Genomic DNA, 21,764 nt, shown 5'->3' with positions numbered 1-21,764 from the left:
GACAAATAATAAAATAAAACTCATCAAACGGAGAGGATATGGCTATCGAAATGATAAACATTTATTCTTGCGTATCCGCCTAGAAACAGGGTGCTAATTTGTCACCCCCGACTTTTGGTGATGAGCCAATTATTTTCAATATTATTTTCGTATTTTTGTATATTTGGTATTATTTATGTCGTGGTTAAATTATGCTATTCTTTGTTTTGTAAGGTAAATGTTAGTTGAGAAATGTTTTTAAGGAGGAAATATAATTGAGTTTACAAAGGTTTTTACTTCCCGTAACATCCATGTTGGTGATTTGTCACGTTTTTATCCTCTATCTTTGGATAATTGATTGGGAAAAAACCATAACTAGGTATGGTATAGTTATTTGGATATCTTCAACACTTTTAGGGTTAATATGTTATAGGTTTTATCAAGGAAGTTCTCATAAAAAAAATTTTTTGGTTGCAGGAAGAGTACTGCTCGTTTCATCATTAACAATGATTGTTCTAGGGGCTATTTCATTAATCATTGAGGTAATAACTAGTTCAATGCCATAAGATATAAATGGCAAATAATCAATTGGTATGTTTCATTAAAAACAGACTGTGAAAAGCGCCTCGTTCTTTGGTACTAGGATCTGAGGCGTTTAATGTGGGATTTATAAAAACATAACAATTTTGTTTGCACCATTTTCTTTCAATCTCTAAAAAACATATATAGGAAGTAACTTTTATTTTAACGTTGGGCATGTGCCAATATTGAATATCCTCTATAAAACCTCATTGTCGATGTCCCATTATCCACTCATTATTATTCGTAGAATTATGATTCTACGCTGAAAACATACGGAATACAGGTTATATTGTTCGTAGAACACTTAAATTCTTGAATGAAATTGTTCGCAGAACACTCATTTGGGCATAAAGGAGAGAAAGAAATGATAGATTCCTTTTTTACTTGGTTACATGACGAGGGAAAAGACCCAAAGACCATCCAGGCGTACCGAACGACCATCCGCCAGTTTCTCGATTGGTATGAGAAAACAGAGGGATATACGGACCTCTCGAACATTAAACCAGTCACCATCAAAGAGTTTATCGCGTATTTGCGCCATCAGTTGAATCGAAAGCAAGCAACCATTAATAAGAGTATCGCTGCGCTTAAAACGTTTTTTGCGTACCTCGTTGATCAAGGTGTTTTAACGGACAATCCAACGACACGTATTAAAATCCCAAAGGTCGAAGCGACCGAAACGGTAGGAGAAAAACATGTCGTCAAATGGCTGACGAAAGAGGAACAAGAGAAACTTCTTTCATACGTGGACCTTGAAAAGAATGAATTTCAGCGACTTCGAAATCTCGCGATGATTGACTGCATGTTGTACGCAGGATTGCGCGTCACAGAGGTGGAAGCGTTAAAAATCGAGGATGTGAAAGTCAATGGGGACGTTATCCTGACGATCAGGGAAGGTAAGAAAGGTAAATATGCGTCTGTTACCTTGATTGAAAAGTATGCCAAGAACGTGAAGAAGTGGTTGAAATATCGTCAAACACTTGAAAAAGGCCTGTATCAAGATTCCCTTTTCTTATTTGTCTCGGAACGACGAGGAAAAATCGGCGCAAGAGCGATTCAGGTCATGTTGAATAAGTATGCGAAGTTGGCACACATGGAACAAATCACCCCGCACCGTCTTCGTCATTCGTTCTGTAAGAATCTGGCCCTAGCCGGTGTGCGGATCGAAACCATTAGTAAGCTTGCGAGACATGAATCCATTGAAACCACGAAAATCTATACTGATAGCTCACAGATGGAGATGGTGGATGCATTGAAGAAAATGTAGAAGTTTTTACATTTTAGAAAAATACGAAGGTTTAACAAAAGTTGCTGCAGAATGAGGGGAACCTTCAAAAAAACTCCAATCCTTTAGTATATTGGATTGGAGTTTTTAGTATCTTAACCCTAAATATTTAACACTTTAAATCATTAAAGTTAAAAATTATAAAAAATGACAAAAACACCCTTGGCGTGTCATGGGTTTTGCTTTATATTAAACTAGTTGAATAGTAAATTTGGGGGAATTTACTATTTTTCAATATCTTCTAACAGAAAGAGAGGTGACTGACCAAAATGACTCAAGAAAAACACAACTTATGCATGGTTCTTCTTACAGCTATTATAGCATTTGGTACACTAGCAGCTGCATTTTTTACATATCAGTCTTATCAAGTAGAACTAATAAAAGTAATTTCTCAATCTGCTAAATAAACTTTTCTTTTAATAGAACGTAACTTGTTGCAGTTACGTTCTTTTTTTATTTATTTTTATTACCTTATTTTAATTAACCAATCGTTAATTAATCCACTTTTGAAATTATAACAATAAGTGTGTACAATGTAAACACTTATTATTGTATATTCTCCGTTTTTTATAATATATCCTTTATTTTTTATAATCATATTGTATATACGTAATACTAATTGTGCTTTATTTTTTAATTTAAAAGTTAATTGAAAGATTGTAAAGAAAAAAGTAAAATTATATATAGACAAAATAAAAAGGCGATTGACCTTATCCAACCCAGTGCGCCAACACTGGAAGGCAATCACCCTCACAGCTTTTTATGCTTAGAGTATATCCATTATTATAGATAATTTCAATGGTTATATGCATTTTGGTCACTAGCGTTGCATAAAAAATTATAAAAAAAAGTCAAATGTTAAATAACGGACTAATATTTAATAAAATGGTAACTGGAATTGCGACTGAATATTCAGAAATCTAAATCCCCCTGCATTAGAGTCAAAAGGACAAGGAGGTTGTATGAAGGTAGTCCTTATCCTTTTTTTTACAATTTAGAAGATTGGATCGTAGGTTAAATCATCTAAATGCTCGGTATCACCACTTTCATATTGCGCTAGAGTTTCCTTAAAAGTTTTCTCATGATTCATTCGTCTGCGTCCTAGTGACGTCCGTTTAGACTTTTTAAATAGCTCTTTTAAAAAAACTTTGAAACTTCTCCACCAATACTCACCTAAGAATTCAAACATTTCAAGAAGAGTTTCTTGATAGGATACCTTCTTTTTCATCAACAACGTTAAGCAGAAGGTAATCATGGCAATGTAAATTTGGTTGTAAACAGCATTTTGGCTTTTTCCATAAAACGTTTTGAGAATTAGGAGCTGTTTCATCCATTTGAAGAAAAACTCAATTTTCCAACGATTTTTATATAAATCACTGATTTCTTTGGCACTCATCTTTGCATCATTTATAATGATTTTAATTCGATTGCCTTGGCTATCTATCGATTCAACTAATCGTACAGGATATTTCATCTTTCCTAGCCTAACTATGGCCTCTCGGATTACACCTGATGATGGGTTCACTGGAAGTTCTTCAATCACATGGACAATCGTGTTTTCCTTGATTCGAGTACAAAACCGAATGTTGTTTTTACAGTACTCATCAAATTTATTGAAGTCGAAATAACCCCTGTCAAATACATGTAGTGCATCTTTTTCAATGACCATCAAACCATCCAACTGAGTAGCATCCGCCGATCTTGCGGGGGTGGTAATAATCTTATCAGGATACGTTTCACCTTCGCAAAAAACGACACGAGTATGGATTTTCACTCCGGCTTTGGTTTGACGAAAGTCGGCCCATTGATACTGACTAAGACAAAGAGAAATCGTTGTAGAATCGATAAGATGAATTTTTCCTAGTAAATGATTTCCCTTTTCAGTTCCAAATTCCCGGTGAATTTGTTCAACCAAGTGATGTAGGATCGCTTCGAAAATTTTCGGTGGAAGGTCGGAAAGTTTACGAGAAAGCTGAGATTTACTTATACTTTTTAATCCTAGTTCCTTTTGTAATTTCTTTTTGTGCTTTACTTTGAAACTAATCTTTTTAAGGCTATCAAGTTGCTTTAATTGAGCGTAAATAAAAAGTTTTGTAAACGTTAAGCTATCTAACTTTTTCACATATTTATCAAGCTCCATCTGGTTAACCATTTTTAAAATAACTTTTTCATCCATTGGGTAAATGTATTCCTTAAAAACTGTTTTTATGGTATTCTTGTCCATAGGGTTTCTCCTTATTATTAGGATTTGGACAGGACTACCTACCTTCCACCTAATTATAAGGGGATTTTTTTTATTTAAAAAGACTTGGAAATACCATGAATTAAATTTAATTCCATTAATTTATCGCTTGACAAATTAATTTTTATTTATTGCAACGCTAGTGCATTTTGGTATATATTTCGAAAAATGTGAGGATAGGATAAGGTCATTTGTCGCCATGAAAGGGAGAGACAGATGGTTTTTTTAGTTGTATCGAATGACTTGTTTTCGCGTATGCAGGCATACAAAACATTGGACTTTAATCTAAGCGAACGTAAAAAGTTAAAGGAGAATTTTTTAAGTAAAATTAAAAGTGCTTTGACACAAGTACGCTAACATGTTCACATTGGATTTTTTTCAAAACGAAAAAAATCAGTAAGGATCTCCCTTACTGATTTAAACCTTACCTCGGCGAGTACGTAGCTAGACCAGCTGGATATTGGTATTCAATTTCTTCATCGAACGTAATGTAATCTAAATAAACCATTAAGAGGAGGTAACGCTTTCCTGTTTTAGGATCACTTAAAATAATGTGATCTCGACCAGCCGCTTCAATGACGCCTTTAAAAATTTTCGCATTCCATTGTTGATTATTTTCGAAAGTCATATAAACAGTCGCTTGTTTTCCTCTATTTAAACGAAGTATGTTCTCAATATAGGACTCCTCTAAAGGCAGCATCCCTGGTACGTATTGACCTGCAGATACTCCTTGAACTTGTGGGGTTGCCCCAAGCTGCGACCCGCTCGGTGCATAAAAACCGTATGGGGGCATTGCCATTTGTGGTTGTTGGTATCCAGCCATTTGATAACCATTTGATTGATAAGGGTTCGAGGGTTGAGCTGGTTTAGGTTTTTGGTTGTTGTTCATAACAAACCTCCTTATAGTTAATAAACACTAGGACATGAAGAATAAGTTGGGAAAAAGAAGCAGTGGGATTTGAATCGACCTGAATTATATTGATTGAACCATGTTTCAGGGCAAGGGCCATCAGGTCTAAAAAACCACAACGACACTTCACCAGGACGATATCGATCCCCTTTTATGACTTTTCTCGCTAAATCAATCTCACTTTGACGGGCTCCTTGATAAAAATAGCCTTTTTGAGTAGCTTCAAAGCCACCAGGAGATTGGAACACCATCCTCCTTAGAGATCGAATATCTTTAAAATCTAAACAGTCTGCTCGCACGCGATTAACACCAACATTTCCGACAAGTAGCATCCCAAGTTTGCCATCACCTTCGGCCTCAGCACGCATTAATCGAGCTAATAGCTTTACCTCTTCTTCGTTATATGGGAATAACCGCCATGTTATCTCACCTACCTTTAAACAAAAAGAACTAGGTTTCTCTGATGACAGAGGAAGTTAAAGTTTCAGTTAGTCATACTCATTCAAACGTATGATGATATTTTTCATTCTATGACTAGTTGAAAGGAATTTTTATAAAGGAAAGAATGTGGAGGTTAATTCATGAGTAGAAGGAGAGCAAAAGCGCGAGAGCTTCGCTAAAGTGGCGTACAAACTGTACCATTTCAGTAGGAGATAAAGGGAAATCGGGTGATCATTGTCGTACGGATGAAATGGGAAGTTTGCTAGCTGCTAACGCCCATAACAACTAGGTGGTGAATTTATAATTTCCTAGTTAACAATAAAAAAACCGGCACAATTTGTGCCGGTTAATCTTTATACATGTAAAAAAGCCGCAACTTTTTCTGGTGCTAAAATATTTCCAACGAAGAAGGAACCAAACTCACCGTAACGCGCGCTTACTTCGTCAAAACGCATTTCATAAACGAGTTTTTTAAATTGGAGAACGTCATCTGCAAATAGAGTAACGCCCCATTCATAATCGTCAAAGCCAACGGAGCCTGTAATAATTTGTTTTACTTTACCGGCATATTGGCGTCCGATCATTCCGTGGCTTCTCATGAGACTTTTGCGCTCATCCATGGAAAGCATGTACCAGTTATCGTCTCCTTGACGGCGTTTATCCATCGGGTAGAAGCAAACATGCTTTGATTTTGGTAATGATGGATAAAGACGAGAACGAACGTAAGGGTTCTCATACGGATCTCCGCCATCTTCCCCACCTGGAATATAGTTACTTAGCTCAACAACAGATACGTAAGAATACGTTGGAATCGTATACTCAGCAAGCTTTGATTTGTTAAATTCTGTCTCAATTTCATTTAATTCTTCCATTGTTGGACGAAGAATCATTAGCATAAAGTCGGCTTTTTGACCAACAATTGTATACAAAGCTTGACTACCTTGTTCTGCCTTTTCAGCTACACTCCATTTTTCTAATAGTCCTAAAAACTCGTGAATCGCTTCTTGACGCTCATCACTTGTTAACGTTTTCCAAGCGCTCCAATCAATCGAGCGGAAATCATGTAAAGAGTACCAGCCATCTAGTGTTTGAGCTGCCTCATTCGTACGACGTTCTTCACTCATATTTTTCACCCCTAAATAAAATCATCGTATGTACAATCTTACTATAACATAGTTTAACCAGGGATAAAGTGCGTAAACCATGACAATTCAATGAGGAGAGGCGGAAAATTAAGAAAACAAAGAATTTTATTTGAAAACGTTATCTTTTTCTGTACATGTTTGAAATTCGTATAAAGTGGAGTATGCTAAAGTGTGGATGTATTGTATACACAACAGTGTGGAAAGGTACTACATAGGAGGTTGCGTAACATGTCAGATTTATTCACAGTGTTAAAAAATAAAGTGGCAGGGAAAAACTTAAAAATTGTTTTTCCAGAAGGTTTAGATGAACGAATTTTAACAGCCGTTAGCCGTTTAGCAGAAGAAAATTTAATTCGGCCAATCGTTGTTGGAAACAAAGATGAAGTGGAAACAAAAGCAAATGAATTAAACATTCAATTAAACGGAGTCGATATTTACGATCCGCAAAATTTTGATGGTATGGATGAAATGGTACAAGCTTTCGTTCTGCGCCGTAAAGGAAAAGCGACAGAAGAACAAGCGCGACAAATTCTTTTAGATGAAAACTACTTCGGTACAATGCTTGTCTACATGAAAAAAGCAGATGGTCTTGTAAGTGGAGCGGCTCATTCAACGGCTGATACCGTTCGCCCAGCACTCCAAATTATTAAAACAAAAGAAGGCGTCAAAAAAACATCTGGTGTATTCATCATGGTTCGCGGTGAAGAAAAGTATGTTTTTGCAGATTGTGCGATTAATATTTCCCCGGATAGTCAAGATTTAGCTGAAATTGCGGTAGAAAGTGCCAATACGGCAAATATGTTTGACATCGATCCACGTATCGCGATGTTAAGCTTCTCAACTAAAGGATCGGCGAAATCACCTGAAACAGACAAAGTAGTGGAAGCAGTTCAGTTAGCAAAAGAAATGGCTCCACACTTAACATTAGACGGAGAGTTTCAATTTGATGCCGCATTCGTACCATCTGTAGCAGAGAAAAAGGCACCTGACTCTGTACTAAAAGGTGATGCAAACGTATTTATTTTCCCAAGCCTAGAAGCTGGAAACATCGGGTACAAAATTGCTCAACGTCTAGGTAACTTTGAAGCGATTGGGCCAATTCTTCAAGGCTTAAACGCTCCGGTAAATGACCTTTCTCGTGGTTGTAATGCAGAAGACGTCTATAAGCTTGCATTAATTACCGCAGCACAAGCTCTATAATGTTTTCGTTCTACCTGAGTTCAGTTCTCGTATCTGAGCTCAGGTTTTTGTATGTATAAGGCGTCAATATTTCCCGTAATGTAAATTTTTTATTAAATTTATATAAATAAACATTTTAGGGAATGTGAATGAAAAAAATTGAAATAATTAGCATTATACGACTCGGTTTGATCTATTTCGACAAATTTCGTATTTATTATCCTCATATTATGCAGAAAAGACTAGTACGAACGTCCTTGGGAATTGTAAACGGTATTTAACAAATCATTTATTAAATGTTTAAACATAGTTAACATTAGCTCCGTATAATCGCTCTCGTAAAAGAATTTTAGGAGGGCGAAAGCGTGTTTAAGAAAAAGGTTATACCTGTTGCACTAATATCTGCGCTTACGATTGGAGGCATATTTGCAGGCAATTCAAGTGTAGAGGCAAAAGAAAATTCAAAAGTGAAAAACGTCATTTTTATGATTGGGGATGGGATGGGCGTATCGTATACGTCAGCTTATCGTTATTTACAAGATGATCCGAATGAAAAGTTTGTACAACCAACTCAATTTGATCAATATTTAGTTGGACAGCAAATGACATATCCGGAAGATCACGAAGAAAATATTACAGACTCAGCTTCAGCTGCAACAGCAATGTCAGCAGGAATTAAAACATATAATGCAGCCATTGCTGTCGATAACGATGGATCGGAAGTAAAGACGGTTTTAGAAGCGGCGAAAGAAAATGGAAAAGCGACAGGACTTGTTGCAACTTCAGAAATTACACACGCTACCCCTGCATCATTTGGGGCACATGATGAAAACCGGAAGAATATGAACGAGATTGCAAATGATTATTACGATGAACTCATTAATGGTGAACATAAAGTCGATGTGCTTCTTGGAGGGGGACTAGACCTTTTCGATCGTCAAGACCGCAATCTTATTGAAGAATTTAAAAAAGATGGATATAGTTTTGTCCAAACTAAACAAGAACTGATCAATGATGATCATTCACAAGTGCTTGGATTATTTGCTCCACGCGGACTGCCTAAAATGATTGACCGCACTGAAGAAACTCCTTCTCTTGAGGAAATGACAAATGCAGCCATTTCTAAACTAAACAAGGATAAAGACGGATTTTTCTTAATGGTTGAAGGAAGCCAAATTGATTGGGCAGGTCATGACAACGATATTGTCGCAGCAATGAGTGAAATGAAAGATTTTGAAAAAGCTGTAAAAGCAGCGATTGATTTTGCGAAAAAGGACAAGCATACTTTAGTTGTTGTAACGGCTGACCATTCAACTGGTGGTTTTTCAATCGGAGCAGATGGGATTTACAATTGGTCGGGTGAACCAATAAAAGCAGCAAAACGTACACCTGATTTTATGGCCGAGCAAATCGCAAATGGTGCTGATGTGGAAGAAACATTGAAAAAATATATCGATCTATCATTGACGAAAGAAGAAATTGAATCCGTTCAAGAAGCGGCAGAAAACCGAGAAGATGTTCGTGGAATCGATAACGCGATTGAGAAAATCTTTGATGCGAGAACGCACACGGGCTGGACGACAGGAGGTCATACAGGAGAGGATGTTCCTGTTATTGCATACGGCCCAGCTAGCGAAAAATTTGCAGGGCATATTGACAATACAGACAATGCAAAAATTATTTTTGAGCTTCTAAGTAAAGGTAAACAACAGCATACCATTGTAGATAAATAGGAAATATTCATATCCCGTTGCCAAATGCAACGGGATCTTTTATCCCACTCTTAACAGGCAGTAAGACCCCCACCTCAGGGATTCTGTCGTAAAGAAAAGAAGGTAGGTGGGGAACTGCCCGTAAAGGTCCGAACATAAAGAACACAGACTAGAGGCAAGTCCTGTTGGTTGCAAGGACCTTGAGGTCATCCCATAGGGACTAACCATTCAGTGGGGGATGAAAAAAAAACTTCCCTGAATGAAGTTTCACTGATATGAAGCTAGTAGGAGGACGAGAGCGTGAAAAATTGGTTTATACTAATCTGTATACTTATACTCCTTTCAGGATGTGAATTAAATCAAGCTACTATAATGGAAGAGCAGTCGAATGGGCAAAATGAAAAGGTTGAGAATCATAATGAGGATGTTAAGCGAGACAACAGCTACATTCCAAACCCACAAGTAACAGATGACCGCAGCTTAATAAACGTCGGTGACACATATCGTGACGAAAAGGGTGAGGCGCAATTAAAGGCGATGATTCCCGTTCACAAAAATGAGCAAATTGGTCCGATTGAATTAACCATCAAGCATGTAAAGGTGATTCATCTCATTCCCGATTATAGTTTAATCGATTATTTTCATGGATTAACCCATGAGAAAGAATTTGATTTTGTAAAAGTTCAAGTTGAAATGAAAAATAGCTCAGACAAAGAAGTTTATTTTGCACCGATCGCTCTTTTAGAAACAAGTACTGGGGAGAGTTTTGATTGGAATCACGATATTTATCTAGAAAACTTAAATGGACCTATAAAGGGAAATGAAACGAAAGCTGGAAATCTAGGATTTATTCTTGAGAAACGATATGATGGAAACATCAAATCGATTCAATTTATGACAAGTGATGTCGTTGACGAACAACAAAATAAAATGAGCGAAGCCGAGGAAATAAAAATCAATTTTTAAACAAGCAAGCAATCACGATAGAGAGGGAATCTTTATGGTATAATGAAATCGTTTTTACTTCATCAAAGGAGATTGTTTGACATGGAACAGCATTTGTCATTATTGCGGCAAGATGAATGGCGAATTATTGATCATTCAAGCTTAGGCCCTCATTTTGATGCAAAACAATCATTTGCGATAGATGATACATTATGCGCATTTGTTGGAAAAGGCGAATCTTCACCGGTTATGAGGTCGTGGGTTCATCACAATACAATCGTTCTCGGTATTCAAGATACAAGAGTTCCTTATTTACAAGACGGTGTACAGTTTTTAAAAGAACAAGGTTATCGCGTGATTGTTCGTAATTCCGGTGGACTAGCGGTCGTGTTAGATGAAGGCGTGTTAAATCTATCACTCATCTTACGAGAGTCCGAAAAAGGAATCGATATTAACCGAGGATATGATACAATGTGGGAACTTGTTCGTTTTATGTTTAAGGAATACAACGTTCAAATTGATGCCTATGAAATCGTTGGCTCCTATTGTCCAGGAAGCTATGATTTAAGCATTGATGGGAAAAAGTTTGCCGGTATTTCTCAACGTCGGCTCCGTAACGGCATAGCTGTTCAAATCTATATATGTGTAAATGGAAGTGGCGCAAAACGGGCAGAAATCATTCAAGGTTTTTACGAAAAAACATTAAAAAAAGATGAAACTAAGTTTGCATACCCGGAAATCAATCCTGCTACGATGGCTTCTTTAAGTGAGTTATTACAAACCGAATTAACGGTTTCCGAAGTGATGTTCAACGTATTAACGACATTAAAAGATTTGAGTGGTCGTATATATGCCGAAGGACTTCGCGAAGAAGAGCAAGAAATGTATGAAAAGAACTTCATACGAATGAAAGAACGAAATGAAAAAGCATTTAAGGACCTCCTATAACGCGCACAGGAGGTCCTTTTATTTTTACTGTCTTGCGAAAGCCATCCCCTATAAGTCAAAAAATCTTACGTCGTAGGAACATTTTTGTCTGAGGCTGAGCAAGAGGGTGCTTGCGCTTTTCCTACTATTATTCAGCTAATTTTTCAAGGTTTCCATTTCGATCCATTTTAAATTTTGTTGCTGGACGCTCTTCTTCATCGAATAAAACGAGTTTTCTTGCTCGATTCATAATCTGCATAAGTGTTTCATAGTCTTCTTGAACGGTGACAGCGTCTTGTTCAAGTTTAGCAATCTGCTTTTCTAAATCTTCATTTTTTCTTATGAGCTCTTCATTTTGTTGCTTTAAGCGCATATTTTCTTCTTCTATTGCAGAAATGTGTAAATGGTTTCCTTTATACGATTTTAAAAATTGTATAACTTGATCCATTGTTAATTCGTTTTGTATCGACTGCGTTTGAATAGAATCTGTTGATGTGACCGGTACATATATTTCTTGTTCATGATCATTCTGTAAAGCGTCTGTCAAAGTAGGTTCCTCAGAAGGTAAGCTTGTTTCTGGAGGTGAATATAATAAACGTTTTTTCGCAGGTTGTCCTTTTCCAAGCGCTCGCATTTTTTGTTTTCGTTGTTTTTTCGCTAGCTGTAATGCTTTTTCATAATTGTGACGAACAACTGCATTCCATCTAAACCCACAAGCAGCGGAAGTTCGGTTTAGTTTATCACCTACTTCTTCAAATGCATTCAGCTGTGTACTGCCTTCACGAACATGGCGAAGGACGGTTTCAGCTAACAATAAATCATTTTCCTCAGACCATGCATCTTGTCGTTTTTTCATCGTCTCAACTCCCTATCTGTAAACTTGTATTGCTATTTCAATAGCTTTAAAACATGTTTTAAGCTAGTCACCAAGGTATCCATTACTTCTAGCTTTTCCAGATTGGAATTTTTTATACAAGGATAGTAGATTTTTATTAGAGTTAATATATAGAAGATTGTCCTCATCACTTGATTTGAGCAGAAATAAAAGGTAAAATACCCGAGAGCATGAACAATGATGAAAGGGTTGTTTACGAAAATGGCAAATGAGTTCCGTGTTTGTGACGATTGCCAAGCAACAAACTTAAAAACGTTGTTACCACGTTTAGAGAAGATAGATCCAAATGCGAAAATTGATATCGGCTGTCAGTCTTATTGTGGGCCAGGCCGTAAAAAGTCATTCGCATTCGTTAATAATCGTCCAGTTTCTGCACCGAATGAAGATGAATTAATCGAAAAGATTCATAAAAAATTAAACAAATAAGAAAAGTGCAAGCGCCTTGTTCAGCCTCAGACAAAAATGTTCTTACGATGAAAAGGCGCTTTTTACTTATACGGCGACACGTTTTTGACTTCGAGGGGCTAGGTGGCATTCGCTGGATACCGAAGCCTCCATGAACCCTTGAAAACTTCATCAAAATGATTTACCTTAAAAAAATCACCAGGGATGTTTTCTATACTGGTGATTTTTTTCTTCCAGGCTTCATTTTTTTCAATTCTTTTCATAATAGTTCACTACTCACGTCGAATGTTAATCGATATAATAGATATATGTCTTAATGGAAGAGGGAAAAAAATGGCGTATCGGAATGAGTTGCTTTCGGAAGAAAAAGTATTTAAAGATCCGGTTCATCGTTATATTCATGTACGTGATAAAGTCATTTGGGATTTAATTGGAACGAAAGAATTCCAGCGATTACGAAGAATCCGTCAGCTCGGAACGACTTTTTTTACGTTTCATGGGGCTGAACATAGTCGTTTTAATCATTCATTAGGTGTATACGAAATTGTCAGAAGGATTGTTGATGATGTTTTTCGCGGTCGTCCTGAATGGAACGAGGAAGAACGTTTATTAAGCTTATGTGCGGCATTGTTGCACGATTTAGGACATGGTCCATTCTCTCATTCTTTTGAAAAAGTGTTTCATTTGGATCACGAAGATTTTACGCAAGCTATTATTTTAGGAGATACAGAAATTAACGAAGTTTTAAAGAAAGTTAGTCCCGACTTTCCGAAAAAAGTGACAGAAGTGATTGCAAAAACGTACTCCAACAAGCAAGTGACGAGTTTAATTTCAAGCCAAATTGATGCTGATCGGATGGACTACCTCCAACGTGATGCCTTTTATACAGGTGTAAGCTACGGTCATTTTGATATGGAGCGAATTTTACGTGTAATGCGCCCTCGCGAAGATCAAGTTGTCATTAAATATAGCGGGATGCATGCCGTGGAAGATTATATTATGAGTCGGTACCAAATGTATTGGCAAGTATATTTTCATCCTGTAACGAGAAGTGCCGAAGTCATCTTAACGAAAATTCTCCACCGAGCAAAGGCCCTTTATGAAAACAACTACGAATTTACATTCAAACCATTACATTTCCAATCCATTTTTAATGGAAATGTAACCCTTCAGGATTATTTAGGATTAGATGAGTCGATTATTTTATTTTATTTCCAAACGTGGCAGCGAGAAGAAGATCCTATTTTAAGCGATTTATGTAGACGATTTATTAATCGCAATTTGTTTAAATATGTGGAATTTAATCCGACGAATGAGCAAATGATGAAGCTGATGGAATTAACAACCTTGTTTAAAAAAGCCGGAATCGATCCGGATTATTATTTAGTGGTGGACTCTTCCTCGGATCTTCCGTATGATTTTTATCGACCAGGTGAAGAAGAAGAACGATTACCGATTCATTTGTTAATGCCAAATGGAGATATACGGGAGCTTTCAAGAGAATCTGAGATTGTCGATGCGATATCAGGGAAACGAAGAACGGATCATAAACTATATTTCCCCTCTGATTTCATACACGATTTTTCGACGAAACGAAATATAAAAAAGAAAATAATTGATTTATTACGGCTTCAAAAATAAGTGCGGATGAAATTTTAATGAGGAGATGACGGGGTGTGTTAAATGAACACGCAAAGCTGATGAAGGTGTTTGCTGTTTCACAAGAGATTATTGGACGGAAAAAACTTCAAAAAATGATATACATTGCAAAAAAGCTTAATTTCCCTTTTTACGAGAAATATAACTTTCATTTTTTTGGTCCTTATTCGGAAGAACTAACATTAAGAATAGAAGAATTATGCAATTTAGGATTCGTTAATGAAGTACGAGAAAAGAAAGGCGGCTATTTTCAATATCGCTACGCATTAACCGATGCTGGTAAGGAGTTTTTAAATAATTTTCATTTAGATATGCCTTCTTTGCCAGAATGTATGATTGATTTAAATGAAAAGCCTGCTCGTTTTTTAGAACTTGTCTCAACCGTTTTGTATTTTGAAGAATTGAATAAAGAAGAGATTAAAGAAAAAGTATTTACGTTAAAAAGTAAGCAGCGCTATACAGATGAAGAAGTGGAAGAAGCGTTTCAATATATTGAACAGTTAAGAAAACAAGTCAATTAGTAATGGACAGCGAGCTGCTGTCCTTTTCGTGTAAGATCAGGAAAGAAGCGAAAGTGAGTCCCTCTCTCGTGCGGTTGCGGTCTTTTTTTATGAACTTGCGGAGTTATGCTCCAAACTTGCGCAAATTTGAACCCAACTTGCGGATACGGCATCTTTCTACTTGTCTACAAATGAAAAAGGACAGCAAAATGTGCCGTCCTTTCGCCATTTACGATTCGTCACTTAAACGTTTTCCGCCAATGGCATAATGGTTTTTACTCATTTCTTCAATAAACACAGCGATTTTTTCAGCAGGGGCACCAGTTGTTTCAGAGACAGCAGCTGTCACTTTTTCAACGAGCGCTTTCTTCTGCTCTTCAGTACGTCCTTCAAGCATTTTTACTGTAACGTATGGCATGATTGATTCTCCTTTCGATAATAGAACACATTACATAGGATAAAAATGTAATGGTCATTAAAATATAGTATACTTGATTTTAGAATGATTTGTAGAGATGGAGGACGTGCCATTGCCTTTTTTACATTATGATTTAAGTGTCATACCTTATGTGATTATATCGCTCGTTATTGCGTTTACGTTTCATGAATTTGCCCATGCATATGTCGCCTATAAATTTGGTGATGAAACGGCGAAAAATCAAGGGAGACTAACATTAAATCCACTATCTCATTTAGATCCACTTGGAACGATTTTAATTTTTATTGCTGGGTTTGGATGGGCGAGGCCCGTGCCGGTTAATCGGTTCTTCTTTAAAAATCCACGGCTTGCGGGGATACTTGTTTCAATCGCAGGGCCATTAAGCAACTTGTTGATTGCATTCGTCGGCTATGTAATGTTACATTTATTGATTAGAAACGGTTCCCTATTACCGTTTGCATATGCAAATGGACTTGAAATGTTTTTAAACATTCTCGTTTCGTTAAATATTACACTATTTATTTTTAACTTGCTTCCGTTTCCGCCTTTAGATGGCTATCGCATTATCGAAGATTTAGCACCGAGGCAAATTCGGGCAAAGCTTACTCAATTTGAAAACTACGGAGCGTTAATATTTCTCATTATCGTTTTTACTCCTTTAGACCAATATCTTATTTATCCGGTTTTTCATGTTGGGCGTGATGCAACAATTCTTTTATTCCAAGCTATATTACAGCCATTTTTTATATAAAGTAAGATAAAGTGGGATAGAAAAGGAGGTTACAAACATGGAAAAAAAGAAGAAAAATATTGGGTTTAATATTATTAAAAATGATCCGACAGATGGACATAAAGGTTATGGGATTGGCGCATTAAGCTTAGAAAATGTTTCTCCTGTATTTGTCAATGTAGAGGAAGGGGAAGCGTTTGTTGATATTGGGGCCATGCATGCACGCAGCGCAGTAGAACGCGGCATTAAATTTATTCCTGAAAAAGAAAAAGTACCGAATGGGAAGCCGTATTGGCTCGTTTGGGTTACGATTGATCGCAAAGAAGAAGGGCCGTATTATGCGGGTGTAACGGCATGTGAAATGACTGTAGATCGTGAAGCAAGAAGAGGATATAAGTCTTTACCAGAGCATGTGAATAAAATGGATAAGTCACTAAAGCGTCAAATTATCGTCGATCACATGGATGACCATTCAAAAGAAGTGTTGGCAAAATTCTTAAAAAATCACAATGAAAGCATGTGGGAGCTTTCAAGCGATGAATTAAAAAAGGGACTTTCCGTTTCTTGAAATTTGTCTAAATTGTGAACAAACTGTGAAACGATTGTGGTTTTAGAAAAAAATGAGTAGACTAAAATCATACTTATAAAACTAGGACATGAAAATCCCCGGAGCTTATATTGTTCCGGGGATTTTCATTTATCCAACTCTTAACGGGCAGTAAGACCCCACCTCAAGATTCTGTCGTAAAGCAAAGAAGATAGGTGGGGGACAACTGCCCGTAAAGGTCCGAACATAAAGAACACAGACTATGAGCGCCACGTCCTGTGGCCACGTCTGTGTAACCCACATCCTGTGGGTCACAAGGGCCTTTAGGTCAGCCCGTAGGGACTAACATTCAGTGGGGGATGAAAAAACCCCCACTGAATGAAGTTTCACTTTATCCACCTTACTACAACCATGGAATGAGTTTATCCCAAATTGACGGGTCTTCTGGTGGATCTTTGTCCTCTTCTTTCTTTTCCTTTGTATGCTCTAAATGTTCGAGGCAATAATCGGTCGGTTCGGTTCCTTGAATATAGTATGTTAAACGAGAAACAGGGCACGTAGGCGAGGCTAAAAGTCCGCTTGATGGGTCAACGTAAACACCGACGACCCCTTCAGGCGGGCGAAAGCTTTTCACAGATTGATCCTCTAACGCTTCCTCCATGAAATGTGCCCAAATTTGTTTGGCATATGAGCGTTCAAGTACAAGGTCAATCGTTTTTCCTTTATCATAGCCAGTCCAAACACCTGCAACGAGCTGAGGAGTATAGCCGATCATCCAGCTGTCTGCTTTCGTCGAACCGGATTTACCGGCATATGGACGTGTTAGAAGGTCAATCACTTTTTGTCCTGTTACAGTCGTATAACCATTTAGTTTTTTATCAAACATACCTGTCATCATATGTGTCGTGACAAAGGCTGCTTGCTTATTTAGTAGTTGCTCTAGTTGCCTCTTTTCTTTATACAATACATTTCCTTTCGCATCTTCAATTCGGGTAATAAAAATGGGTTCAACTTTTTTTCCTCCATTGGCTAAAATTCCGTAGGCGTTGACCATCTCTAGTACACTGACAGGTGATGTACCGAGTGCTAAAGATGGAACTTCCTTTAAGGGACTATGGATGCCAACGGTTTTGGCCGTTTGAACCAATTCGTTCATGCTCATAAATAGATGTGTTTTAACCGCATAAATATTGTCTGAGAGAGCAAGTGCTTGCAGTAACGTAATATCGTCATATGCGTAATAATCATTGTAATTGCTCGGCTTATACGTACCTTGCTCATTTTCTCCATAACGGAAGGTTGTCGGTTCACTTCGTAAAGGTGTAGATGGAGTAAACCCATTTTCAATAGCTGCATAATATAAAAGAGGCTTCATCGTTGAACCAGGTTGCCGTTTTGCTTGTGTGACCCGGTTGAACGAACTTTTTTCATAGTCTCTCCCACCAATAAGTGCCTTTACTTCACCTGTATTTGGATCCATAGCGGTAAACCCGACTTGGATATCGGAGTTCTCATCGATCACGTTTGTCACCGTTTCTTCGGCTATTTTTTGTAAGCTTGAATTTAATGTTGTATAAACACGAAGTCCCTTCGTTTGAATGATCTGTTCATCTATATTTAATAAATTTTTCACTTTTTGTAGGACGATATCTTGAAAGTAAGGAGCGATGTCAATTTTTTTGACTGCTTCTTGTTCTTTTAGCTCAAGCGGTTCTTCGCTAGCTTTCTCTCTTTCTTCTTTCGTGATGAAGCCCTCTTTCACCATCTCGGATAAAATGAGTTCTTGTCGTTCTTTTGCACGTGATAAATTTACATACGGTGAATAATAACTAGGACCTTTCGGAATGCCAACAAGCATAGCTGCTTCTCCTAATGTGAGCTCACTTGCATGTTTATCGAAATAATATCGTGCGGCTGCCTCAATTCCGTAGGCACCGTGACCGTAATAAATCGTATTTAAATAGCCTTCTACGATCTCTTCTTTCGTAAAGTTCATTTCAAGACGAATTGTATAAAACGCTTCCGTTAGCTTCCGTTTCCACGTTTTATCATGCTCTAAATATAGATTTCTCGCATATTGTTGTGTAATCGTACTTGCCCCTTGCACTTTCGCCATTGCTTTTAAATCGGCAATTGCTGCCCCGATAATGCGTTTGTAATCAAATCCGTGATGATCATAAAAATTTCGGTCTTCTATTGCAATCGTCGCTTCTAAAACAGATGGAGAAATATCATTTAGTGAAACCCAAAACCGTTTTTCCCCATGGTGTGTTTCACCGATTTTTGAACCATCCTTTGCATACAATACGGTTGATTGTGGGACAGATATAGAAGGAGGCCCTTCTAGTTTTGCCATAAATAATATCGTCGATAGAACGATGACAAAGACGAGTATGCCAATTACATTTATAAAAAATAGTGCACGTATTGTTTTTACCGTTATTCTTTTAGGAGTCGTTAATTCCATTTCGGTCACTCCTTGTTAAATTCATTAGAAATGCTTAATGCGCGCCAATTGCGACTAACTGCTACCCGCTTTACTAAGGAACGTCGCAATGTCACCTTCCTAGCTCCGCGATAGCCCTTTTTACCTTGTGATCTCGAGCGGATGGCTTCTTGAGTTGTACAAAAACTATGTGCAAAAATTTAGACTTTGTTTTTAAAATAAAACGCATCTTCCTATTTGTTAGTATGAGTACGAATCTTCATTTTTAAACAACGTTCTATGAAAAAATGAAATTTTTCTTTGCAATTTTGCTAGATTCCTCTATACTTTTTTTGAGGTTTGAATCGAAAGCGGTGACGTTCCTGTTCATAGACTTTTTCCATATTCTCGAATGGGGAGTTGATCGTTGGGGAAAATATGTCGAGTAGGGAGATCACTTGTTAAGAACTAATTTAACGATGAAAGGAAGTAATCATAATGGGTGGACTTTGGTTTACTGAAAAACAAACAGAAAACTTTGGGATCACAATGAAAATTAATCGCACTTTACATACAGAACAAACGGAGTATCAAAAGTTAGAAATGGTTGAAACAGCTGAGTTCGGAAACATGCTTTACTTAGATGGAATGGTCATGACGAGTCAAAAAGATGAATTCGTCTATCACGAAATGGTAGCGCATGTACCGCTCTTTACACATCCGAATCCTGAGAACGTATTAGTTGTAGGCGGCGGTGATGGGGGTGTGATTCGTGAAGTATTAAAGCACCCAAGTGTCAAAAAGGCGACACTTGTTGAAATCGATGGAAAAGTCATTGAGTATTCGAAAAAATATTTACCTGAGATCGCAGGTAAATTAGATGATCCTCGTGTCGAAGTAAAAGTTGATGATGGATTTATGCATATTGCTCAAAGTGAAAATGAGTACGATGTGATCATGGTTGACTCTACGGAGCCAGTCGGCCCTGCTGTGAACTTATTTACAAAAGGATTTTATGCGGGTATTTCAAAAGCATTAAAAGAGGATGGTATTTTTGTTGCGCAAACAGATAACCCATGGTTTACGCCTGAACTGATTACGAATGTTCAACGAGACGTTCGAGAAATTTTCCCGATCACACGTCTTTACATTGCGAACATCCCGACATACCCAAGCGGTTTATGGACATTTACGTTAGGATCTAAAAAGCATGATCCGTTAGAAGTAAGTGAAGACCGATTCCATGAAATCGATACAAAATATTATACAAAAGACATTCATAAAGCAGCATTTGTATTACCGAAATTCGTTGAAGATTTAACAAAGTAAGAAAGGGTGGCTGATGATGCGATTTGATGAGGCTTATTCAGGAAATGTATTTATTAAAAGTCATCCCTCCTTTGAAGAAAGTGAAGCGGTTCTTTATGGGATGCCGATGGATTGGACCGTAAGCTATCGCCCTGGCTCACGCTTCGGCCCAACACGTATTCGTGAAGTGTCAATCGGTCTTGAAGAATACAGCCCGTATTTAGACCGTGAACTGGAAGAAGTGAAATATTTTGATGCTGGCGATATTCCCCTGCCATTCGGAAACGCTAGTCGCAGCTTAGAGATGATTGAAGAATTTGTTGATCAAGTGCTTCAAGCTGGAAAATTCCCTTTAGGTATGGGAGGAGAGCATTTAGTCTCTTGGCCAGTCATGAAATCGATGTATAAAAAGTATCCGGATTTAGCTATTATCCATATGGATGCTCATACAGACTTACGTGAAGAGTATGAAGGGGAGCCGTTATCTCACTCAACGCCGATTCGTAAAGTGGCAGAGCTTATCGGTCCGGAAAATGTGTATTCATTTGGAATTCGTTCAGGTATGAAAGAAGAATTCGAATGGGCAAAAGAAAACGGAATGCATATTTCAAAATTTGAAGTCCTTGAACCACTGAAGGACATTTTACCGAAGCTTGCCGGACGGCCAGTTTATGTAACGATTGATATCGATGTATTAGACCCAGCACATGCACCGGGTACTGGAACGGTTGATGCAGGTGGAATTACTTCGAAAGAGTTACTTGCTGCTATCCATGAGATTGCTCATTCCGATATTCATGTCGTCGGTGCCGATTTAGTCGAAGTGGCCCCGATTTATGACCACTCGGAGCAAACGGCAAACACGGCAAGTAAACTCATTCGTGAAATGATTTTAGGGTGGGTACAGAAGCGCCCTTAATTTAGAAGAGAGGGAATCAGGTGATTCCTTCTTTTTTTGTAGGTAAGAACAGCAAGCCTGTTGAGGAAAGCCCAATACAAGCGCCAAACGGCCCAAATGATGAAAGGAAACCCCAATTAATGAAAGGAAGGCCCAAATAATGAAAGAAAACCCCAATTTGTGAAAGAAAAGCCCAAATTCAGAGCCGGAATCCCTAATAAAAAGGAAAAACCCATTCCATGCAAGAACCCGCAAACAACGAAAATCCCCCTCAAGCACCTCCTTCTATTGCATTACACGAAAAGAATCTTTATACTAATGAAGTTAATACAGCCTTTAAAGGATGAGAGTTATGAATAATGGAGTACCTGTTCACGTTCATATTCAAAATGAGATTCAGCAAGGAACGGAAAAAGATACAATTGAGTTTTGGACAACAGGGGTATATTCTAAAAAAAATGAGGCCATATTTATTTCTTATGAACTCAAACTTCGCATACTGAAATCGGCAAATAAGCCTTGATATAGTTAGGTAAGGCTGCTACCCATTGCTGTAGTTGACTTTGTATTAGTTTTTTGATTTTTCGATTTGACTTTTTAAGGACATCTTC

At 37.6% G+C, this 21,764-nt stretch carries 23 protein-coding genes; 16 read left to right on the top strand and 7 right to left on the bottom strand.

The genetic code is table 11. The features are described 5' to 3' along the window. From MLD65_RS16725 to MLD65_RS16710, 4 genes are all read left to right on the top strand, one after another. A partial coding sequence (locus MLD65_RS16725) for a transposase (protein ID WP_243292009.1) occupies positions 1–97 on the top strand: 97 nt, incomplete at its 5' end. A gap of 157 nt (positions 98–254) precedes the next feature. Continuing rightward, complete coding sequence (locus MLD65_RS16720) at positions 255–545, top strand: hypothetical protein (RefSeq protein ID WP_243292991.1); 291 nt, start codon at positions 255–257, stop codon at positions 543–545. Between the two features lie 380 nt (positions 546–925). Then, complete coding sequence (locus MLD65_RS16715) at positions 926–1,828, top strand: tyrosine-type recombinase/integrase (RefSeq protein WP_243292990.1); 903 nt, start codon at positions 926–928, stop codon at positions 1,826–1,828. A gap of 287 nt (positions 1,829–2,115) precedes the next feature. Beyond that, a complete protein-coding gene (locus MLD65_RS16710; RefSeq protein WP_243292989.1) occupies positions 2,116–2,253 on the top strand; it encodes a hypothetical protein in 138 nt (45 codons plus the stop codon). A 587-nt stretch (positions 2,254–2,840) separates the two neighbouring features. On the opposite strand, the gene MLD65_RS16705 is transcribed toward MLD65_RS16710, so the two are convergent. The 4 genes from MLD65_RS16705 to hemQ all read right to left on the bottom strand — a co-directional run bounded on the left by MLD65_RS16705 (position 2,841) and on the right by hemQ (position 6,563). Next, a complete protein-coding gene (locus MLD65_RS16705; RefSeq protein ID WP_279326124.1) occupies positions 2,841–4,070 on the bottom strand; it encodes an IS4 family transposase in 1,230 nt (409 codons plus the stop codon). 442 nt (positions 4,071–4,512) lie between these two features. Next, positions 4,513–4,977: a spore coat protein GerQ gene (gene gerQ / locus MLD65_RS16700; protein WP_243292987.1), complete on the bottom strand. Its 465-nt coding sequence runs from the start codon at positions 4,975–4,977 to the stop codon at positions 4,513–4,515. A gap of 17 nt (positions 4,978–4,994) precedes the next feature. Continuing rightward, on the bottom strand, positions 4,995–5,366 hold the full coding sequence (locus tag MLD65_RS16695) for a cell wall hydrolase (protein WP_243292986.1): 372 nt from the start codon (positions 5,364–5,366) through the stop codon (positions 4,995–4,997). A gap of 426 nt (positions 5,367–5,792) precedes the next feature. After that, entirely contained in the window at positions 5,793–6,563 is a 771-nt protein-coding gene (hemQ, locus tag MLD65_RS16690) for a hydrogen peroxide-dependent heme synthase (protein ID WP_243292985.1), read from the bottom strand. 249 nt (positions 6,564–6,812) lie between these two features. Between hemQ and pta the strand changes: the two genes are divergently transcribed. The 4 genes from pta (at position 6,813) to lipL (ending at position 11,368) form a co-directional block, all read left to right on the top strand. Continuing rightward, on the top strand, positions 6,813–7,784 hold the full coding sequence (gene pta / locus MLD65_RS16685) for a phosphate acetyltransferase (RefSeq protein ID WP_243292984.1): 972 nt from the start codon (positions 6,813–6,815) through the stop codon (positions 7,782–7,784). A gap of 392 nt (positions 7,785–8,176) precedes the next feature. Then, positions 8,177–9,496, top strand: a complete 1,320-nt coding sequence (locus MLD65_RS16680) for an alkaline phosphatase (RefSeq protein ID WP_481748548.1) — start codon at positions 8,177–8,179, stop codon at positions 9,494–9,496. 279 nt (positions 9,497–9,775) lie between these two features. After that, positions 9,776–10,441, top strand: coding sequence for a hypothetical protein (locus MLD65_RS16675; protein ID WP_243292982.1), 666 nt, complete (start codon positions 9,776–9,778; stop codon positions 10,439–10,441). 81 nt (positions 10,442–10,522) lie between these two features. Further along, positions 10,523–11,368, top strand: a complete 846-nt coding sequence (gene lipL / locus MLD65_RS16670; protein ID WP_243292981.1) for an octanoyl-[GcvH]:protein N-octanoyltransferase — start codon at positions 10,523–10,525, stop codon at positions 11,366–11,368. A 127-nt stretch (positions 11,369–11,495) separates the two neighbouring features. Here lipL and MLD65_RS16665 read toward each other — a convergent pair whose 3' ends face one another. Continuing rightward, the gene (locus tag MLD65_RS16665; protein ID WP_243292980.1) at positions 11,496–12,203 is read right to left on the bottom strand and encodes an RsfA family transcriptional regulator; all 708 of its coding nucleotides are present in this window, start codon (positions 12,201–12,203) and stop codon (positions 11,496–11,498) included. Between the two features lie 240 nt (positions 12,204–12,443). Between MLD65_RS16665 and MLD65_RS16660 the strand changes: the two genes are divergently transcribed. The 3 genes from MLD65_RS16660 (at position 12,444) to MLD65_RS16650 (ending at position 14,827) form a co-directional block, all read left to right on the top strand. Then, positions 12,444–12,668 carry a YuzB family protein gene (locus MLD65_RS16660; protein WP_243292993.1) on the top strand — a complete coding sequence of 75 codons (225 nt, stop codon included), beginning with the start codon at positions 12,444–12,446 and terminating at the stop codon, positions 12,666–12,668. A gap of 312 nt (positions 12,669–12,980) precedes the next feature. Next, entirely contained in the window at positions 12,981–14,288 is a 1,308-nt protein-coding gene (locus MLD65_RS16655; protein ID WP_243292979.1) for an HD domain-containing protein, read from the top strand. A 35-nt stretch (positions 14,289–14,323) separates the two neighbouring features. After that, positions 14,324–14,827, top strand: coding sequence for a YwgA family protein (locus tag MLD65_RS16650; RefSeq protein ID WP_243292978.1), 504 nt, complete (start codon positions 14,324–14,326; stop codon positions 14,825–14,827). A 208-nt stretch (positions 14,828–15,035) separates the two neighbouring features. On the opposite strand, the gene MLD65_RS16645 is transcribed toward MLD65_RS16650, so the two are convergent. Continuing rightward, complete coding sequence (locus tag MLD65_RS16645; protein WP_243292977.1) at positions 15,036–15,224, bottom strand: 2-hydroxymuconate tautomerase; 189 nt, start codon at positions 15,222–15,224, stop codon at positions 15,036–15,038. A 112-nt stretch (positions 15,225–15,336) separates the two neighbouring features. Here MLD65_RS16645 and MLD65_RS16640 point away from each other — a divergent pair, with 112 nt between their 5' ends. After that, the gene (locus MLD65_RS16640; RefSeq protein WP_481748547.1) at positions 15,337–15,996 is read left to right on the top strand and encodes a site-2 protease family protein; all 660 of its coding nucleotides are present in this window, start codon (positions 15,337–15,339) and stop codon (positions 15,994–15,996) included. A 37-nt stretch (positions 15,997–16,033) separates the two neighbouring features. Continuing rightward, on the top strand, positions 16,034–16,543 hold the full coding sequence (locus tag MLD65_RS16635; RefSeq protein WP_243292975.1) for a YwhD family protein: 510 nt from the start codon (positions 16,034–16,036) through the stop codon (positions 16,541–16,543). Positions 16,544–16,925: 382 nt separating this feature from the next. Here the strand turns inward: MLD65_RS16635 and MLD65_RS16630 are convergent, their stop codons facing one another. Further along, a complete protein-coding gene (locus MLD65_RS16630) occupies positions 16,926–18,989 on the bottom strand; it encodes a transglycosylase domain-containing protein (RefSeq protein WP_243292974.1) in 2,064 nt (687 codons plus the stop codon). Positions 18,990–19,445: 456 nt separating this feature from the next. On the opposite strand from MLD65_RS16630, the gene speE reads away from it, so the two are divergent. From speE to MLD65_RS16615, 3 genes are all read left to right on the top strand, one after another. Then, positions 19,446–20,276, top strand: a complete 831-nt coding sequence (gene speE, locus MLD65_RS16625) for a spermidine synthase (protein ID WP_243292973.1) — start codon at positions 19,446–19,448, stop codon at positions 20,274–20,276. 16 nt (positions 20,277–20,292) lie between these two features. Further along, the gene (speB, locus tag MLD65_RS16620; RefSeq protein WP_243292992.1) at positions 20,293–21,174 is read left to right on the top strand and encodes an agmatinase; all 882 of its coding nucleotides are present in this window, start codon (positions 20,293–20,295) and stop codon (positions 21,172–21,174) included. A gap of 331 nt (positions 21,175–21,505) precedes the next feature. Continuing rightward, positions 21,506–21,676, top strand: a complete 171-nt coding sequence (locus MLD65_RS16615) for a DUF1934 family protein (RefSeq protein ID WP_243292972.1) — start codon at positions 21,506–21,508, stop codon at positions 21,674–21,676. Positions 21,677–21,764: the final 88 nt, after the last annotated feature.

The organism is Bacillus sp. FJAT-47783, from assembly GCF_022808615.1.
GTDB lineage: Bacteria > Bacillota > Bacilli > Bacillales > Aeribacillaceae > Bacillus_BZ.
The sequence above is the reverse complement of the archived record's forward strand: the minus strand, read 5'-3'. Positions and strand labels throughout refer to the sequence as shown.

What these genes read in the sequence shown, in the direction of transcription:
- MLD65_RS16715 (WP_243292990.1), top strand. Translation starts at nt 926, where the DNA reads ATGATAGATTCCTTTTTTACTTGGTTACATGACGAGGGAAAAGACCCA.
- MLD65_RS16710 (WP_243292989.1), top strand. Translation starts at nt 2,116, where the DNA reads ATGACTCAAGAAAAACACAACTTATGCATGGTTCTTCTTACAGCTATT.
- MLD65_RS16705 (WP_279326124.1), bottom strand. Translation starts at nt 4,070, where the DNA reads ATGGACAAGAATACCATAAAAACAGTTTTTAAGGAATACATTTACCCA.
- gerQ (WP_243292987.1), bottom strand. Translation starts at nt 4,977, where the DNA reads ATGAACAACAACCAAAAACCTAAACCAGCTCAACCCTCGAACCCTTAT.
- MLD65_RS16695 (WP_243292986.1), bottom strand. Translation starts at nt 5,366, where the DNA reads ATGCGTGCTGAGGCCGAAGGTGATGGCAAACTTGGGATGCTACTTGTC.
- hemQ (WP_243292985.1), bottom strand. Translation starts at nt 6,563, where the DNA reads ATGAGTGAAGAACGTCGTACGAATGAGGCAGCTCAAACACTAGATGGC.
- pta (WP_243292984.1), top strand. Translation starts at nt 6,813, where the DNA reads ATGTCAGATTTATTCACAGTGTTAAAAAATAAAGTGGCAGGGAAAAAC.
- lipL (WP_243292981.1), top strand. Translation starts at nt 10,523, where the DNA reads ATGGAACAGCATTTGTCATTATTGCGGCAAGATGAATGGCGAATTATT.
- MLD65_RS16665 (WP_243292980.1), bottom strand. Translation starts at nt 12,203, where the DNA reads ATGAAAAAACGACAAGATGCATGGTCTGAGGAAAATGATTTATTGTTA.
- MLD65_RS16660 (WP_243292993.1), top strand. Translation starts at nt 12,444, where the DNA reads ATGGCAAATGAGTTCCGTGTTTGTGACGATTGCCAAGCAACAAACTTA.
- MLD65_RS16655 (WP_243292979.1), top strand. Translation starts at nt 12,981, where the DNA reads ATGGCGTATCGGAATGAGTTGCTTTCGGAAGAAAAAGTATTTAAAGAT.
- MLD65_RS16645 (WP_243292977.1), bottom strand. Translation starts at nt 15,224, where the DNA reads ATGCCATACGTTACAGTAAAAATGCTTGAAGGACGTACTGAAGAGCAG.
- MLD65_RS16635 (WP_243292975.1), top strand. Translation starts at nt 16,034, where the DNA reads ATGGAAAAAAAGAAGAAAAATATTGGGTTTAATATTATTAAAAATGAT.
- MLD65_RS16630 (WP_243292974.1), bottom strand. Translation starts at nt 18,989, where the DNA reads ATGGAATTAACGACTCCTAAAAGAATAACGGTAAAAACAATACGTGCA.
- speE (WP_243292973.1), top strand. Translation starts at nt 19,446, where the DNA reads ATGGGTGGACTTTGGTTTACTGAAAAACAAACAGAAAACTTTGGGATC.
- speB (WP_243292992.1), top strand. Translation starts at nt 20,293, where the DNA reads ATGCGATTTGATGAGGCTTATTCAGGAAATGTATTTATTAAAAGTCAT.
- MLD65_RS16615 (WP_243292972.1), top strand. Translation starts at nt 21,506, where the DNA reads ATGAATAATGGAGTACCTGTTCACGTTCATATTCAAAATGAGATTCAG.